This window comes from Nocardia sp. NBC_00511, from assembly GCF_045161165.1.
In the GTDB taxonomy this organism is placed as follows: Bacteria; Actinomycetota; Actinomycetes; order Mycobacteriales; family Mycobacteriaceae; genus Nocardia.
Map to the genome: position 1 here is coordinate 8,598,043 of NZ_CP107849.1, position 14,699 is coordinate 8,612,741.

19 protein-coding genes are annotated in these 14,699 nt (G+C 68.5%); 15 read left to right on the plus strand and 4 right to left on the minus strand.

Annotated features, from left to right (window positions below; all coding sequences use genetic code 11):
* Positions 1 to 13: 13 nt before the first annotated feature.
* Entirely contained in the window at positions 14 to 646 is a 633-nt protein-coding gene (locus OG300_RS39835) for a TetR/AcrR family transcriptional regulator (RefSeq protein ID WP_405490237.1), read from the plus strand.
* A 12-nt stretch (positions 647 to 658) separates the two neighbouring features.
* On the opposite strand, the gene OG300_RS39840 is transcribed toward OG300_RS39835, so the two are convergent.
* Positions 659 to 1,261 carry a phosphoribosylanthranilate isomerase gene (locus OG300_RS39840; RefSeq protein WP_405490239.1) on the minus strand — a complete coding sequence of 201 codons (603 nt, stop codon included), beginning with the start codon at positions 1,259 to 1,261 and terminating at the stop codon, positions 659 to 661.
* Positions 1,262 to 1,392: 131 nt separating this feature from the next.
* Here OG300_RS39840 and OG300_RS39845 point away from each other — a divergent pair, with 131 nt between their 5' ends.
* The 6 genes from OG300_RS39845 (at position 1,393) to OG300_RS39870 (ending at position 6,356) form a co-directional block, all read left to right on the plus strand.
* Positions 1,393 to 1,650 carry a hypothetical protein gene (locus OG300_RS39845; RefSeq protein WP_405490241.1) on the plus strand — a complete coding sequence of 86 codons (258 nt, stop codon included), beginning with the start codon at positions 1,393 to 1,395 and terminating at the stop codon, positions 1,648 to 1,650.
* Positions 1,651 to 1,707: 57 nt separating this feature from the next.
* Positions 1,708 to 2,028 (plus strand): YciI family protein, encoded by a 321-nt coding sequence (locus OG300_RS39850; protein WP_405490243.1) that lies wholly within the window; start codon positions 1,708 to 1,710, stop codon positions 2,026 to 2,028.
* Positions 2,025 to 3,278, plus strand: coding sequence for an RNA polymerase sigma factor (locus OG300_RS39855; RefSeq protein ID WP_405490245.1), 1,254 nt, complete (start codon positions 2,025 to 2,027; stop codon positions 3,276 to 3,278). Before OG300_RS39850 ends, OG300_RS39855 begins: the two co-directional genes overlap by 4 nt.
* A 48-nt stretch (positions 3,279 to 3,326) precedes the next feature.
* Positions 3,327 to 4,115 (plus strand): alpha/beta fold hydrolase, encoded by a 789-nt coding sequence (locus tag OG300_RS39860; protein ID WP_405490247.1) that lies wholly within the window; start codon positions 3,327 to 3,329, stop codon positions 4,113 to 4,115.
* A 132-nt stretch (positions 4,116 to 4,247) separates the two neighbouring features.
* Positions 4,248 to 5,795: an MFS transporter gene (locus OG300_RS39865; protein ID WP_405490249.1), complete on the plus strand. Its 1,548-nt coding sequence runs from the start codon at positions 4,248 to 4,250 to the stop codon at positions 5,793 to 5,795.
* 81 nt (positions 5,796 to 5,876) lie between these two features.
* Positions 5,877 to 6,356, plus strand: coding sequence for a GtrA family protein (locus OG300_RS39870; protein WP_405490251.1), 480 nt, complete (start codon positions 5,877 to 5,879; stop codon positions 6,354 to 6,356).
* 8 nt (positions 6,357 to 6,364) lie between these two features.
* On the opposite strand, the gene OG300_RS39875 is transcribed toward OG300_RS39870, so the two are convergent.
* Complete coding sequence (locus tag OG300_RS39875; protein ID WP_405490253.1) at positions 6,365 to 6,952, minus strand: TetR/AcrR family transcriptional regulator; 588 nt, start codon at positions 6,950 to 6,952, stop codon at positions 6,365 to 6,367.
* 127 nt (positions 6,953 to 7,079) lie between these two features.
* On the opposite strand from OG300_RS39875, the gene OG300_RS39880 reads away from it, so the two are divergent.
* The 6 genes from OG300_RS39880 to OG300_RS39905 all read left to right on the plus strand — a co-directional run bounded on the left by OG300_RS39880 (position 7,080) and on the right by OG300_RS39905 (position 11,738).
* Positions 7,080 to 7,916, plus strand: a complete 837-nt coding sequence (locus OG300_RS39880) for a CoA transferase (protein ID WP_405490255.1) — start codon at positions 7,080 to 7,082, stop codon at positions 7,914 to 7,916.
* Positions 7,917 to 7,929: 13 nt separating this feature from the next.
* The gene (locus OG300_RS39885; protein WP_405490257.1) at positions 7,930 to 9,090 is read left to right on the plus strand and encodes an acyl-CoA dehydrogenase family protein; all 1,161 of its coding nucleotides are present in this window, start codon (positions 7,930 to 7,932) and stop codon (positions 9,088 to 9,090) included.
* Positions 9,091 to 9,322: 232 nt separating this feature from the next.
* Positions 9,323 to 9,700, plus strand: a complete 378-nt coding sequence (locus OG300_RS39890; RefSeq protein ID WP_405490259.1) for a hypothetical protein — start codon at positions 9,323 to 9,325, stop codon at positions 9,698 to 9,700.
* Positions 9,701 to 9,828: 128 nt separating this feature from the next.
* Positions 9,829 to 10,602: an ANTAR domain-containing protein gene (locus OG300_RS39895; RefSeq protein WP_405490261.1), complete on the plus strand. Its 774-nt coding sequence runs from the start codon at positions 9,829 to 9,831 to the stop codon at positions 10,600 to 10,602.
* A gap of 52 nt (positions 10,603 to 10,654) precedes the next feature.
* Positions 10,655 to 11,383, plus strand: coding sequence for a GAF and ANTAR domain-containing protein (locus OG300_RS39900; RefSeq protein ID WP_405490263.1), 729 nt, complete (start codon positions 10,655 to 10,657; stop codon positions 11,381 to 11,383).
* A 91-nt stretch (positions 11,384 to 11,474) separates the two neighbouring features.
* Positions 11,475 to 11,738: a hypothetical protein gene (locus tag OG300_RS39905; RefSeq protein WP_405490265.1), complete on the plus strand. Its 264-nt coding sequence runs from the start codon at positions 11,475 to 11,477 to the stop codon at positions 11,736 to 11,738.
* A 17-nt stretch (positions 11,739 to 11,755) separates the two neighbouring features.
* Here the strand turns inward: OG300_RS39905 and OG300_RS39910 are convergent, their stop codons facing one another.
* Positions 11,756 to 12,031: a hypothetical protein gene (locus OG300_RS39910; RefSeq protein WP_405490267.1), complete on the minus strand. Its 276-nt coding sequence runs from the start codon at positions 12,029 to 12,031 to the stop codon at positions 11,756 to 11,758.
* A 153-nt stretch (positions 12,032 to 12,184) separates the two neighbouring features.
* Between OG300_RS39910 and OG300_RS39915 the strand changes: the two genes are divergently transcribed.
* The gene (locus tag OG300_RS39915; RefSeq protein ID WP_405490269.1) at positions 12,185 to 12,646 is read left to right on the plus strand and encodes a pyridoxamine 5'-phosphate oxidase family protein; all 462 of its coding nucleotides are present in this window, start codon (positions 12,185 to 12,187) and stop codon (positions 12,644 to 12,646) included.
* Positions 12,647 to 12,690: 44 nt separating this feature from the next.
* Here OG300_RS39915 and OG300_RS39920 read toward each other — a convergent pair whose 3' ends face one another.
* Positions 12,691 to 13,230, minus strand: coding sequence for a DUF5994 family protein (locus tag OG300_RS39920; protein WP_405490271.1), 540 nt, complete (start codon positions 13,228 to 13,230; stop codon positions 12,691 to 12,693).
* Positions 13,231 to 13,500: 270 nt separating this feature from the next.
* On the opposite strand from OG300_RS39920, the gene OG300_RS39925 reads away from it, so the two are divergent.
* Positions 13,501 to 14,661 (plus strand): serine hydrolase domain-containing protein, encoded by a 1,161-nt coding sequence (locus tag OG300_RS39925; RefSeq protein WP_405490272.1) that lies wholly within the window; start codon positions 13,501 to 13,503, stop codon positions 14,659 to 14,661.
* Positions 14,662 to 14,699 lie beyond the last annotated feature (38 nt).

The window sequence follows — 14,699 nt, forward strand, 5'->3', positions numbered from 1 at the left end:
CCATACTGGAACGATGTCCGACAACGCCCCTCGATCACCAGCCGAAGCGCCCGTGCGCCGTACCCAGCGCGAGCGCCGGGAAGCCACCATCGAGAAACTGGTCGAGGCGACGATCGCGACGATCCTCGAGGACGGCTACTACCGCACCACGGTCGCGGCCATCACCGAGCGGGCCGGACTGTCGGCGGGAGGCCTGTTCCGCCACTTCGATTCCCGGCTCGCGCTGATCGGGCGTGCCGCCGAGGAAGTCAGCGATCGGATCCTGGCCGGGTACGCGGCGAGCAAGGCGCACCTGCTCGCCCAGCCCGAACCGCGGCAGGCCGCACTGGGTTTCCTGGCCGCGGCGGTGGCCTCACCGCTGGTCGCGGTGTGGCACGAACTGATGGTGGCCGCGCGCACCGACGAGGAACTGCGCAAACGCTCCGCACCGGCGATCGAGAAGTTCTACACCGGCATCCTCGAACACACCACGGACGCCGGACTGCTGCAGGACATTCCCGCGGAAAGCCGTGAGCTGGCGCTGTTCTCGATCGTGCACATGTTCTCCGGGGCGGCGCTCACCGGCAGCATCTATCCGCGTCCGGATCTCGCTGCCCGGCGAATTCCCTTGGCGGAGCACTACTTGCTGAACACGCCGGTGCTCTGACGCGGATCGGCGTCAGTGCGCGGATGCTGATCGGGCCGCGGCCACGAACTCCCGCATCAGCCCGTGGTCCTTCACACCGCGACTGGATTCGACGCCGCTGGAAACGTCCACGCCCCAGGGGTTTGCGGCCGCGATCGCCTCGGCCACATTGTCCGGGGACAGTCCGCCCGCCAGCAGCCACTGCCCGGTCGGGGTCGAGGTGGCCAGCGCACCGAGATCCCAGCGCTCACCGGATCCGGCGGCCGGTGAATCCAGTAGCAGCCACTCCTCGCCGAACGCGCCGGTCCGCACCTCTGTGCCGGGCGTGAGCGAGGTGGCGCGCAGCAGGCGCAAACCCATGAGCTCGGTGAAGGCCTCGCGCGGATAGTCGCCGTGCAGCTGGAGGGCGTCGACCCCGGCCGCGCGGGCCAGCGCACCGGCCTCGGCCGCCGAAATGCCGTGCACGACACCGACGGACAGCACGCCCTCGGGTACACCGGCCAGCAGTGCGCGCACGGCCTCGGGCGAGATTCGGCGCGGGCTCTCGGTGAACACGAAACCCACCGCGTCGGCCCCGGCCGCCACCGCCGTCGCCACGTCCTGCTCGGTGCGTAGACCACACAGTTTCACGAACATGATCGAGACTCTAGGTGAGTCCGCCGACGAACCCGTGCGGCGCGGGAGTACGGGCGCGGATTGCGGGTATTGCCCCTGCGAGAGCACCGGGAAGATCGAAACCGGTGTGGCATTCGAGTATTGGAGTGGGCATGAGACCGTACGCATACGAGGGCCGGCGATACGGCAGCCGCAGCACGGCGGGCGGCGGCCTCACACTGCTGCTGCTGATCTGGCTGATCATCGGCGCGGTAGCCGCCGGGCAGCGGCACTACTACGACAGCGCGCCGACCAACTGCGCGAGCACCGGCACCATCGCGGTGACCATCCTGGCGGGTCCGCTCAACTACTTCGGCGTCAACCCGAAGGTGGACGACTGCCACGTGAACGTGCCCCAGCCGAGCCAGTAACCGGGTGTCCGCCCGGCCGGTCCCCGTTCGTCGTCACAATGAGGCGAGGAGGATCGGATGAAATACCTGCTGCTGATCGCCACCGACGAGGCCGAGGTCTCGTCGGTGCCGGGGTGCGGGGACTGGGCCGCGGAGATGACCGCGCGCGGCGTGCTGCGTGACGTGGTCGGGCTGCGCTTGGTGAGCGTCGCGACCACGGTGCGGGCGCGCGGCGCGGAAGTGCTGCTGTCGGACGGGCCGTTCGCCGAGACCAAAGATCAGATCGGTGGATTCGCGATCGTCGAATGCGCCGACCTGGACGAGGCGATCGAGGTGGCCGCCCGGCATCCCGCCGCCGCGCTCGGCGCGATCGAGATCCGGCCGCTCGCACAGCAATGAGCGAGCAGGTGCGGGCCGCGGTCGCCGAGGCGTTCCGGGACGAATGGGGACAGCTCGTCGCCACCCTCATCCGGTGGACCGGCGACTGGGATCTGGCCGAGGAAGCCGCTCAGGAGGCGTTCGCGGTGGCGCTGCGGCGCTGGCCGGTCGACGGGATTCCACGGCGGCCCGGAGCCTGGCTCACCACGGTGGCCCGCAACCACGCCACCGACCGGCTGCGGCGAAACGTGGTGGGCGCGGCCAAGTTACGCGAGCTCGCGATGCTCGACGGCGACCCCGGACCGGACCCGGAGTCCGGACCGCTCACCGACGATCGGCTGCGGCTGATCTTCACCTGCTGTCACCCGGCGCTCGGTTTCGACGCCCGCATCGCGCTGACCCTGCGCACTCTCACCGGCCTGACCACCGCCGAGATCGCCCGCGCCTTCCTGGTCCCCGAGCAGACCATGTCCAAGCGGCTGGTGCGCGCCAAGGCCAAGATTCGCGAGGCCGGAATTCCCTACCGGGTGCCGCCCGCACACCTGCTGCCCGAACGCACCACCGCGGTGCTGGCGGTGCTGTATCTGGTGTTCAACGAGGGATACGCGGCCACCGGCGGTGCGGAGCTGATTCGGGAATCGTTGTGCGCCGAGGCCATTCGACTGACCCGGCTGCTGGTCGGGCTCATGCCCGACGAACCGGAGGCGCAGGGCCTGCTGGCACTGCTGCTACTGCACGATGCGCGGCGCACCAGCCGCGTCGACGCCGGTGGGGACCTGATCACCCTGGAGTTCCAGGATCGTTCCCGCTGGGATCGGGATGCTATTTCCGAAGGAATCAATCTGCTGGACAATGCTTTTCGGCGCGGTCCCGTCGGACCGTATCGAGTGCAGGCCGCCATCGCGGCCTGCCACGCCACCGCGCCCACCGCCGCCGACACCGACTGGAAGCAGATCGCCGGACTCTACGACCGCCTGCTCGTGCTGGTGCCCTCGGCGATCGTCGCCCTCAATCGGGCGGTGGCGATCGGCATGGCCGAGGGTCCCGCCGCCGGGCTGGCCGAGGTGGACACCCTGCGTGGACGCCCCGAACTGGCCGTCAACCACCTGCTGCCCGCCACCCGCGCGGATCTGCTGCGCCGCCTGGGCGATACCGCCGGTGCCGCCACGGCCTACCGGGAGGCGCTGGCCCTGGTCGACACCGCCGCCGAGCGTCGCTACCTCGAGCGCCGCCTCGCCGAGACGATCTCCGGGGATGTCCGTCCCGGCTGATCGTCTTCGTCGGTAGGGCGTACGACTCCGCCGATCACGAGGAACGCCATGACCGCATCCACCTCCACCAGCACCGTCGTCTCCACCGACGGCACCGAGATCGCCTACGACCGCCGGGGCGACGGCCCGCCGCTGGTGGTCGTCCTCGGCGCGTTCAACGACCGCGCCACCCACGCCGACTTCAGCGCCGAACTCTCGCGGCACTTCACCGTGTACACCTACGACCGACGTGGTCGCGGCGCCAGCGGCGACCACCCCGACTACACCGTCGAGCGCGAAATCGCCGATCTGGCAGCGGTACTCGACCGCACCGGCGGCAGCGCCGCCGTCTTCGGCTACTCCTCCGGCGCGCTGCTGGCCCTGGCCGGAGCCCATCACGGCCTGCCGATCAGCGCCCTCGCCCTGTACGAGCCCGCACCCGTCGCCGAGATCGACCAACGGCGAGCCGTCGCCGTGGAGCTAGCACGCCTGGTCGCCGCGGGCGAACGCGGCGAGGCCGTCGAACTGTTCCAGACGGCGATCATCGGAATCCCGGAACCCGTTGTCGCGCAACTGCGCAACGCACCCTTCCGTCCAGCCCTGGAAACCATGGCCCACACGCTGGTGTACGAAACCACCATCGTCGGAGGCGCTTTCGCCCCCGCCGAGCTCGGCACCGGCATCGACATCCCCACTCTGGTGCTGGTCGGCGAACAGAGCCCACCCATCATGCACACCGCCGCCCGCGAAGTGGCCGAGGCGATTTCGACCTCCACCCTCCGCACCCTCCCGGGCCAGAACCACGACATCATCCCCACCGTGGTCGCCCCCGCCCTGCACCGGTTCCTGCGCCCCTGATCAAGATCAAGGAGCTCTCACCGCGAGATTTTGCCCGTTTTCGCGCGCTGAGAGCTCCTTGATCTTGGAGGTGGTGTCCGGGGGAGGGGTGGGTGTTCGTCGGGAGAGGAGACGGACAGGAAAGGGATCGATATGGACGGCAATGGGATTCGGGGCAGGGCGGGTAGGCGGGCGTGGTGGGGGCTGGCGGTGGTGGCGCTGCCGGTGCTGGTGATCTCGATCGATTTCAGTGTGTTGAATCTGGCGTTGCCCACGCTGACAGCTGATTTGGGGGTCGGCGGGACGCAGCAGCTGTGGATCGTGGACATCTACGGGTTCATGATGGCCGGGTTCCTGGTCACGATGGGGACGCTCGGGGATCGGGTGGGGCATCGGCGGGTGCTGCTCTCGGGCGGCGTGGCGTTCGCGGCGAGTTCGATGCTGGCGGCGTTCGTGGTGAATCCGGGGATGCTGATCGCGGCGCGCGCACTGCTGGGGATCGCGGGGGCCACGCTCGCGCCGTCGGGACTTGCCTTGGTCAACACCATGTTCCGGGATCCGGGACAGCGCGCGGGAGCGGTGGCGGCGTTCACCGGATGCTTCATGGGCGGTGCGATTCTGGGTCCCGTCGCGGGCGGGATACTGCTGGATCGATTCTGGTGGGGGTCGGTGTTCCTGCTGGCGGTGCCGGTGATGGGGGTGCTGCTGGTGGCGGGGCCGGTGCTGCTGCCCGAGGTCCGGCCGCGGGCGGCGGGGCGGCTCGATCCGTGCAGCGTCGCGCTGTCGCTGGCCGCGGTGCTGCCCGGGATCTACGGCATCACCGAACTGGCTCGCTCCGAACGGAATCCGGTGGCCTGGGCGGGACTGGCGGTGGGGATTGTCGCGGCGGTCTGGTTCGTGCGCCGGCAGCGGCGGCTGCCGGATCCGCTACTGGATCTGGGGCTGTTCGGCAATCGGGTGTTCCGGGGTGCGTTCCTGCTGAGCCTCGTCACGGGGGCCGTGCAGGGCGGCAGCATTCTGATGATCAACCTGTATCTGCAATCGGTGCTGGGATATTCGACGTTGCGGGCCGGACTGTGGCTGGTACCGCCCGCGCTGGCCATGCTCGCCACCATCGGTCTCGGGCCCGCGCTGGCCCGGGGCTTGCGGCCCGCCTACATCACGGCGGCGGGGATGGCGGTGTCCGCGCTCGGCTACGCGCTGATCACTCAAGCGGCCGGATTGCCGCTGCTGGTCATCGGATTCTCGATCGCCATGGCGGGGATCGGGCCGGGGCTGGCCCTCGGCTACAACCTGGTGCTCGGGGCCGCGCCGCCGGATCGGGCGGGGGCGGCCGCCGCGACCATGGAGACCGGTGGCCAGTTCGGTGTCGCGGCCGGTGTCGCGGTGCTCGGGAGCATCGGCGCGAGCGTGTACCGCGGGGAGATGCGGGTGCCCGGCTCCGTTCCGGACGCGGCGGCCGGGCCCGCCGCCGACAGTGTGGCGGGTGCGGTCGCGGTGGCCGCGAAGCTCCCGGCCCAGGTCGGCTCGCAGCTGCTGGCCGCCGCGGATTCGGCGTTCACGGCGGCACTGCATGTCGTATCCCTGCTCGGCGCAACGGCATTCGCGGGGTTGGCGGTGCTGGCCGTCGTCACGTTGCGGCAGGTGCCCGCGACCGGGACCGCCCAGCCGACGGCGGCCCCGGAGGTCGAGGCGCGGTGACCGCCGCACTCGATCGAATCGGGCGGGTGCTGTTGGCCGGGTGATCACCTGCGCGCCATGTGCCGATGCGACGGTGGGTGGGTGCGGATCGAGACTGTCGCCCCGCCGGGGCGTTCGCGGGCGGTGCGGTGGTTCCACCGCATGTGTGTGGCCGTCACCACGCGATTGCCGTTCGGGCTCGATCGGGTGATCGCGCCGACGTTCGTCGGGTACCTGATGGTGAGCGCGTGCACGTTCAGCGTGGATCTGCTGGTGCTGACCGCGCTGCACGGGCCGCTGGGCTGGCCGGTGCCGGTCGCGGTGACCATCGCCTACGTCGTGGCGTTCGCGCTGAGCTACCTGTTGAACCGGACGCTGAACTTCGTCTCGCACGCGCCGGTGGGGCCGCAGCTGGCGATCTATGTGGTGGTGGTCGCGGTGAACTACCTGGTGTTCATTCTCGGGGTGACCACTGGGCTGGCGGCGCTGGGCGTGGACTACCGGCTGGCGCGGATGATCGGCGCGCTCGGTGAGGGCCTGTACCTGTATTTCTCGATGCGCCGCTTCGTGTTCCGACGCTGAGGTTTCCGTCAGTCCTGCACGGTGATCGACAGTCGCGGCCTGCGGGTCTCACCGGGGCCCGCGACCCGCTCCCAGACGGCGTCGATCATCGGGGCGAGCAGTAGTTCGCCGAACTGCCGCACCAGCACCTCCACGATCTGGGTGGATTCGCGGCGGGTGGTCGAGGCCAGGCCCGCGTCCCGCAGGCTGCCGACCTCGCGGCGGGTCAGCGCGACCAGTGATTCCAGCAGGCGCAGCTGGGTTTCCGCGGGTTCGAGGACGGCGCGGCGCACGTAGTTCACCACCGCGGGGTTGGCGTGCAGCATGGCATTGACGGCCGCGTCGCGGGCCGCGGCCACCTCACCGGGCGTGCCGGTGGCGGGCACCGAGGACACCGCGGCGTCGAAGTAGTCGACGATCAGCTGATCCACGGCCTCGACCAGGCCCGCCTTGGTCTTGAAGTGATGCTGCACCAGGCCGAGGGTCACCCCGGCCTCGGCGGCCACCGCCCGTAACGAGACCCGGGACTCACCGAACTGCGCGAACAGGTCCATGGCGGCGTTGCGGATGCGCGCCTTGGCGGTGAGGTCGTCGTTGGTGGCCCGTGGGTTCTGCATCTGTCCTCGGTTCGTCGGGGTGTCGGCAGGGATTCTACGGAGCCACCGCCATTGCTACGGTCGACATGAATGCAATACAACTGTATTGTTCGTTGGGCTGCGTTGGTTCAGTGAAGTGGAGGTAGCAATGACGCGTCCCCTCGCCGGAGTCGAGGTCGTCTCCCTGGCGGTCAACCTGCCGGGCCCGCTGGCCGCGGCGCGGCTGGCCGAACTAGGCGCCACGGTCACCAAGGTGGAACCGCCCACCGGTGATCCGCTGGCCGCCGCCACCCCCGACTGGTACGGGCTGCTGGTGCGGGAGCAGACTGTGCTCACCCTCGACATCAAGCAGGACACCGACCGCGCCAAGCTCGACGAGCTGCTCGCCACCGCGGACCTGCTCATCACGTCGATGCGGCCCAGCGCGCTGGCGAAACTCGGCCTGGCGCAACCGCAGGAGCGTTTTCCGCAGCTGTCACTGATCGAGATCGTCGGGCACGCCGAGGATCCCGAGGTACCCGGCCACGACCTGAACTATCAGGCCGTGCACGCCACCCTCACTCCGCCGCAGATGCCCACCGTGCCCATCGCCGACATGCTTGGTGCCGAGCGCACCGTCTCGACGGCTCTCGCGGCGCTGGTGAAGCGGTCGAAATCCGGTGTGGGACAGCCATACCGGGTCGCGCTGGAAGAAGCCGCCGCCAAGGCTGGTGACGCCGTCAAGTACCGGCTCATGGGACCGGACGCCATTCTCGGCGGCGCGTTCCCGGGGTACGGCATCTACGAATGCCTCGACGGCTACGTCGCGCTCGGTGCGGTGGAACCGCACTTCTTCATGGGCGCGCTCGCCGAATTCGGGGCCGACGGCACCCACGAGGCCTTCCGGAAAGCCTTCGCGGACAAGACCATCGCCGAACTCGAGGCGATCGCCGCGGCCAACGACCTCCCGCTCAACGGGGTGCGCACCCCGGCCACCGGAAACTAGAGAGAGAACACCGATGTCCGAACTCTTCCCCGACTACCGCCCCACCTGGGAAACCGATCAGCACCGCGAACTGCGCAAGCACGCCGCGCAGTTCTTCCGCAAGGAGATCGCGCCCAATCGCGAGCGGTGGAGCCGCCAGCACATGGTCGACCGTGAGTTCTGGAACAAGGCCGGCGCGGCGGGCCTGCTCGGCCTCGACCTGCCGGACGAATTCGGCGGCGCGGCAGGCGATTACGGCATGCAGTGCGTCGTGCAGGAAGAACTCGTCTACGCCCTCGACAACGGGTTCGGCTTCTCCGTGCACTCGCCGATCGTGTCGCACTACATCTACAAGTACGGCAACGAGGAGCAGCGGGCCCGGTGGCTGCCGGGCATCATCAGCGGTGAGCTGGTGCTGGCCATCGCCATGACCGAACCGGGCACCGGCTCGGACCTGCAGTCGGTGCGCACCAACGCGATTCGCGAGGGCGACCACTACGTGGTCAACGGCTCGAAGACCTTCATCTCCAACGGCACCCACTGCGATCTGCTGGTGATCGTCGCCAAGACCGACCCCAGCAAGGGTGCGGCCGGTGTCTCGCTGATCGTCGCCGAGACCAAGGACCTGCCCGGCTTCGAGCGCGGCCGGGTGCTGGAGAAGATGGGTCAGCACGCGCAGGACACCCGCGAGCTGTTCTTCTCCGATATGAAGGTTCCGGTCGCGAATCTTCTTGGCGAGCAAGAAGGTCTGGGCTTCTACCAGCTCATGGAGCAGCTGGCCCGGGAGCGGCTGATCATCGCGTCGCTGTGCTCGGCATTGGCCGAGGCCGCCGTGCTGGAGGCGCTGCGCTACTCCAAGGAGCGCGAGGCGTTCGGCCGCCCGATCGGCAAGTTCCAGCACAACGCGTTCACCCTCGCCGAGGTCAAGACCGAGGCGCTGGCCATCAAAACCATTGTCGACTACGCGATTCAGCAGTACATCGACGGCAAGAACGATCCGTCCACCGCGTCCATGGCCAAACTGTTCGCCGCGGAGACCGCCGACAAGGTGGTCGACAAGTGCCTGCAGCTCTTCGGCGGTTACGGGTACATGATGGAGTACCCGATCGCCAACATGTACACGGGTTCTCGCGTCAACCGCATCTACGGCGGCACCAGCGAGATCATGAAGGAGATCATCTCCCGGTCGCTGTAGCCGATTTCGCGCGACAGTACGCACGCTGGGGATTTGCGACCGGTACGTAAAACGTACCGGTCGCAAATCGAATGCGTTGGGCGACAGCGAAATCGCTATAACAGCAGTCGGCGGCAGGTACACTTCATCCATATCCCGGCCGCTATCCCTGATTGTGGGGATCCGATCTTCCGGGAGTTCCGCTCCAGACCCCGGCGGTTCGTTCGTGAGTTGGCCTTACGAAGGGAACGCGGTGACTATCCGTGAGCGTGAATTCGAAGACCAGGACGGCGATTTCCAGCAATGGACCGTCATGGCGGTACTTGTCGACGCCGAGAAGTCCACGTCGCTGCCGGCGGGCGTGGTGGTAGCGGCAGACCTCGATCTCGCCGCCGGCCAGGTGTCGCGTCATCTGCCCGCCCTGCCGTCCGGCGCGTGCTATCTGGTCGCGACGCCGTGTGAAGTGGAGGTGGACCGGGCTTCCGGCCACCTGCGCACCATGCCGAAGACGTCCTGGGTCAGCCGTTTGTGGCGAGAAGAGGCCGGGTGGGCCTGGGGCGAATGGGTTCCAGTGCCACGTGACCTGCCCGAGCGCTGGCCAGGTTCACCGGCATGTAGGCATAGGGTGTAGTGGCCGACCGAACAACTCGGGTCGGCCGCCGGACATCGATCTCCGAGTTCGGCGGACGGCTGCGGGTGCTCGGCTCGGACAGGAGGACACGCCATGGCCGACGACCACCGGTCGCGCGGTAACCACGAGTGACCATTGCCGGATCCGCTGCCACTCGATTCCTGACCGCGCTGCGGGACGATTCCGACGTCGCCGGCCAGTCGATGGCGGGGGCACGGCTGTGCGCGGCTGTCGTGCTGGCCCTGCCGGTCGGGCAGGCCGCCTTGACGGTGTCGATGCCGGGCGATCGATGGGAGGTCATGGGCGCCTCGGGTCCCATCGCGGCCCGACTCGCCGACGCGCAGGCCGCCGTCGGCGAGGGGCCGGGCCCCGATGCGCTCGACACCGGGGTTCCGGTGCGGGTACGGGAACTCGCGGAGCCGATGAGCGCCGGTCGGTGGCCGATGCTCGCCCAGTGGAACAGTGCCGTCGTCACGGGGTCGGTGTGCTCGTTTCCCTTGCAGCTGGGCGCTATTCAGGTCGGTTTCCTCGATCTGTACGACGCCGACGCGGTCGTCTCGACCAGGTCTGTCTACCTGGACGCGGTCCAGGTCGCGGACGTCATCACCACCCTGCTGCTGTCGAGGCTCACGCCGTCGCGTGACGCCGTGGATGCGGACGATTTCCTCGAAGGTCCGTGGTGGGATCAGCCGAATTCGGCTCGCGAGATTCATCAAGCCACGGGAATGGTTGCGGTACAACTGGATTGCAGCGCGGGGGCGGCGTACTCCCGGCTGGTCGGGCACGCCTTCAGCAGTGGGCACACCCTGAGCGAGGTAGCCGGTGAGGTGGTCGCCCGCCGGCTGATCTTCAAGGCGGATCCCGGTGCGAACGGCTCACCGGATCGAGATCCGCTCAGGTGAGCTCTTACATCGCGAAAGTCCATAGGATGGGAATACGAGAAGGGTGAGTGGAATGGCAGGTCGTGAGAGCGCGCTGACGGCCGCACTGGTGCGGTTGGTCGACACGCTGGTCGCCGACTACGACTCGGTCGAGTTGACCCAGGAGCTCGTGGACGCCAGCGTGGAATTGTTGTCCGCTGATGCCGCCGGCCTGCTGCTGGCTGACGGTCGCGGCCGGTTGCAGGTGTTCGCCTCCACCTCCGAGGAGACCCGTCTGCTCGAGGTGCTGCAAGTGCAGTCCGCGGCGGGCCCCTGCCTGCAGGCCTACCGCACGGGGGAGCGGGTGCTGATCGAGGATCTCGACACGGCGGTCGAGCAGTGGCCGACGTTCGTCGCCTATGCCCGCCGCCAAGGCTTCCGCGGCGTGTGCGCCTTCCCTTTGCGGCTGCGCACCGAGCGGATCGGCGCGCTGAACCTCTTCACCACCCGCCCCGCCGCCTTCGACGAGGAGAATCTGCGGGTCGCGCAGGCGCTCGCGGACTTCGCCACCATCGGGATCATGCACGCCCGCATCCTCGCCGACACCCTCACTGTCAACGAGCAGCTGAACACCGCGCTCAACAGCAGGATTGTCATCGAACAGGCCAAGGGCATGATCGCCCAGCACGCCGAGGTCGACATGGATTCCGCGTTCCGCCGACTGCGCAGCTTCGCGCGCGTGAACAACTTGCGGCTGGCCGAACTCGCCCATGATGTCGTCGACCGCACGCTAGACCTGGATACGATCTCGGGTCGCGCGTAGACTGCTTGATCGACGGCTGCTCCAGTCCCTGGTGGTCGAATGAGTGCACAGCGTAAGCGCTCTCGTTCTCGACGACATCAGGGTGGACCATTTGGACAGTGTTCGCGCAACTCTCTCACCCGAATTCGTCAGCGCCGGAGATCGTCTGGTGCGGCACCTGTTCGACGTGGGGCTGCAACTCGGCGTGCTGCGTGTGGTTTTCGATTGTGAGACAGCGCCTCTCGATGCCGCCGTGATCACGGAGGTGATCTCCGGGCTGGTCTGCGACCTCGATCTGATCGTCCGCGATGCGGGCCTGGCCATGTTCGCGCTGTCGGACGAGCGTGCGCGAGTCGCCGGGGGTGGCGGCCGTTGATTCCTTGTACGCGAGCGTTATTCGACCCGGCCGATAGCGGCGACGGTGTGCTCGCCGGTGAGCGCGAGCAGGCTCGTGCCACTGTCGCGGACCACGATGCCGAAACGGTCGATCACTCCGGCGAGCGCCGCGTCCACATCCGAATCGGTGCGGGATTCGAACGCGATCCGCGCCGCGGCGAGCTGCAAGCCGATCTCGTGCAACTGCCCGACCAGCCGATCGCTGATGGCCGCGAATTCACTTGCCCGCGTGAAATGTTCGCTTCGATGCGAGAACAGTCGATCGTCGGGCATCCCGGCCTCCTCGGCCGTCGACGCGGAATCGGCCGGACGGCCGGGACCGGGAAGACGGATTTCACCTTACTCGCCTGCGGCTCACGGCACGATTCCCCCCGGCTCGGCATTCGCCGATCCGACCCCGATCTCCGGACAGAACGGTAGCGCTCCGTGGAAACTCTCACCCTCACTCGTACCCTGGCCGCCGAGGAAGTGCTGAGCCTGCTGCGGGGCATCGACTTCGGTCGAATTGTCTTCTGCCGCTACGCCTTGCCGATGGTGCGGCCGGTCAATCACGCGATCATCGACGACACCCTGGTGATCTGCGGGGGCTCCGAGGACTTCTCGGCGAACCGGCAGGTCGTGGCCTACGAGGCGGATGCCATCGACCCGCGTACCCATCTCGGCTGGTTCGTCACCGTGTCCGGCATCGCCGAAGTCGTGATCGATCGTGGCCGACTGGACCGATACCGCGCGCTGTTCCGGCCGTGGATTCCGGGGCCTCGCGATCTGATCGTCGCGGTCCGACCCGAAATCGTCAGCGGGGTCCGGTTCCTCGAACGGTCGGTGGCTGCCGCCGCGCCACCCGAGCGGGCGTCCGGCGACGCGCTGGAAGATGTTGTCGTGCAGTAGTTCCGATATCCCGAGGCGATCGAAGGTCACCGCCTTGTCCCGAGTCAGCTGCGTGAGGTGGTACGCAGCGCCCGCAGGTCGGTGGTGTTCTTGCGGCCCCCGGGGTCACGCCGTCTGCGGACGCCGATCTTCAGCAGTTCGGTCACTGTCGCCGTGCTGTCGGGTTCGGCCGCGGCGAGCATGGCGGCGTCGGCGCTGCGGGGCTCGGCATCGGGCGGCAGTGCCAGCAGCGTGGCGCTGCGATTTCCGGTACCGAAGAGCTCGACGGTGTGCGCGGTGGCGTAGCCATGCCACCCCAGCCGGACCGGCTGCCCCGCGATGACCAGGGCCCTGGTCGGGGTTTCCCAGTCCACCAGGAAGTACCCGACCTTCAGTACCGGGCCCAGACGGGGGGCGAGTGCGGTGATCAATCCGGGCAGCTCGGTCAGGAGATCCTCCGTGTAGGGCCACCAGGCACCGTCGACCTGGCCGGTCCTCGGGGCGTTCGGCTTCATCGCCACACGGATGGTCGGTGCGATGCGTTTGCGCGGGTAGGCCGCGCCGCCGGGTGCCGGATGCGGCGTGCGAGAGGGCTGCGACGTCATACGGCGACGTTCCTGTCTCGGCCGTGAGGGGCCGGCACCTACGAGAATCGGTTGACGAGGCGGTCTCGATACGACCGGATGCGAGTGGCCACCGATACCTCGAGCGTACGCCCTGTTCGACGCGGTCACCGTGCTCCGGAGTGATCTCCGGCGCCGACCTCGAGCAGAGCGGAGTCGATGCCACACCAGGGTCGGCTCGGGGCAAACCCCGGGTCGGGGTGGAACCTGCGGGCGATGCGCCCGAGCGGGTGACCGTGTGACCGTGCAGGTATGACTTCGATGCTGAAGGTACGGCAGATCGTAGTGGGTGGAGTCGCGGCCGTGTGCGCATTGACCGCCTGTGACTCGGGCACGGATTCCGCTGCGCCGCAAGTGCTTTCCGACAGCAGCCGGGCGGCGGTCCGGCAGGCTCTCGACGCGGCCGTGGCCTCCGGGCTGGCCGGAGTGCAGGTGGTCGTCACCGAGAACGGCCGGGACTGGACCGCTGCGTCCGGGGTCGGGAATGTCGCGTCGGGGGCGCCATTCCCCGACGACGGCCGGGTGCGGGTCGGCAGCAACACCAAGACATTCGTCTCGGCGGCCATGATGCAGCTGGTGGCGGCGGGCTCGGTGGACCTGGACTCGCCGGTGGAGCGATACCTGCCGGGGGTCGTGCGCGGCGACGGCATCGACGGCAATCGCATCACCGTGCGAAACCTCATGCAGCACACCAGCGGTCTGCCCGAATACCTGGAGCTTCCGGAGCTCGACAGCGATGACCCCGCCAGCCTGACCAAGGCTCACGACCCCGTCGAACTGGTGCAGCGCGCGCTGGCCACCATGCCCGCGCATTTCCCGCCGGGGGAGAAGGCGGAGTACAGCAACACCAACTATGTGCTGGTGGGCATGGTGCTCGAGCAGGTCACCGGCAAGCCCTTCGCCGACGAGGTGACCCGCCGCGTCATCGAGCCACTCGGGTTGCGCGCCACCTACTTTCCGGCCGCCGGTGAGGTCGATCTGCGAGATCCGCACCCGCAGGGCTACGAGCCGGTCGACGGCAAACCCTTCGATGTCACCCGGCTGGACCCCAGCTGGGCTGGTGCGGCGGGCGCGCTGGTCTCCACCGGCTCCGACCTCAACCGTTTCTTCACCGCGCTGCTCGCCGGAAAGCTGGTCCAGCCAGCACAATTGGCGGAGATGAAGCGCGACACCAAGCCGCTCACGAACCGCGCCGCAGGCATCGACTACGGTCTCGGCCTGGCCCGCTTGACGGTGTCCTGCGGGACCGAGGTGTGGGGGCACGGCGGGTCGATTCCCGGTTTTCGCACCTCCGACGGGGTGACCGCGGCGGGTCGCGCGGTGACCGTGACCGCCGACGAACGACCGGGCGATCCCGCGTCGACCGCGGCCATGCAGAAGGTCTTCGACACCGCGGTGTGCGCGGCCTCCTGACCCGAATCCGCCTGCCTGCGTGGGCGGATTCGACCTCG

Coding starts and splice junctions, on each gene's coding strand:
- OG300_RS39850 (WP_405490243.1), top strand. CDS start 1,708: ATGAAATACCTGCTGCTGATCGCCACCGACGAGGCCGAGGTCTCGTCG.
- OG300_RS39875 (WP_405490253.1), bottom strand. CDS start 6,952: ATGCAGAACCCACGGGCCACCAACGACGACCTCACCGCCAAGGCGCGC.
- OG300_RS39920 (WP_405490271.1), bottom strand. CDS start 13,230: ATGACGTCGCAGCCCTCTCGCACGCCGCATCCGGCACCCGGCGGCGCG.
- OG300_RS39880 (WP_405490255.1), top strand. CDS start 7,080: ATGACGCGTCCCCTCGCCGGAGTCGAGGTCGTCTCCCTGGCGGTCAAC.
- OG300_RS39840 (WP_405490239.1), bottom strand. CDS start 1,261: ATGTTCGTGAAACTGTGTGGTCTACGCACCGAGCAGGACGTGGCGACG.
- OG300_RS39900 (WP_405490263.1), top strand. CDS start 10,655: ATGGCAGGTCGTGAGAGCGCGCTGACGGCCGCACTGGTGCGGTTGGTC.
- OG300_RS39865 (WP_405490249.1), top strand. CDS start 4,248: ATGGACGGCAATGGGATTCGGGGCAGGGCGGGTAGGCGGGCGTGGTGG.
- OG300_RS39925 (WP_405490272.1), top strand. CDS start 13,501: ATGACTTCGATGCTGAAGGTACGGCAGATCGTAGTGGGTGGAGTCGCG.
- OG300_RS39835 (WP_405490237.1), top strand. CDS start 14: ATGTCCGACAACGCCCCTCGATCACCAGCCGAAGCGCCCGTGCGCCGT.
- OG300_RS39855 (WP_405490245.1), top strand. CDS start 2,025: ATGAGCGAGCAGGTGCGGGCCGCGGTCGCCGAGGCGTTCCGGGACGAA.
- OG300_RS39845 (WP_405490241.1), top strand. CDS start 1,393: ATGAGACCGTACGCATACGAGGGCCGGCGATACGGCAGCCGCAGCACG.
- OG300_RS39910 (WP_405490267.1), bottom strand. CDS start 12,031: ATGCCCGACGATCGACTGTTCTCGCATCGAAGCGAACATTTCACGCGG.
- OG300_RS39860 (WP_405490247.1), top strand. CDS start 3,327: ATGACCGCATCCACCTCCACCAGCACCGTCGTCTCCACCGACGGCACC.
- OG300_RS39885 (WP_405490257.1), top strand. CDS start 7,930: ATGTCCGAACTCTTCCCCGACTACCGCCCCACCTGGGAAACCGATCAG.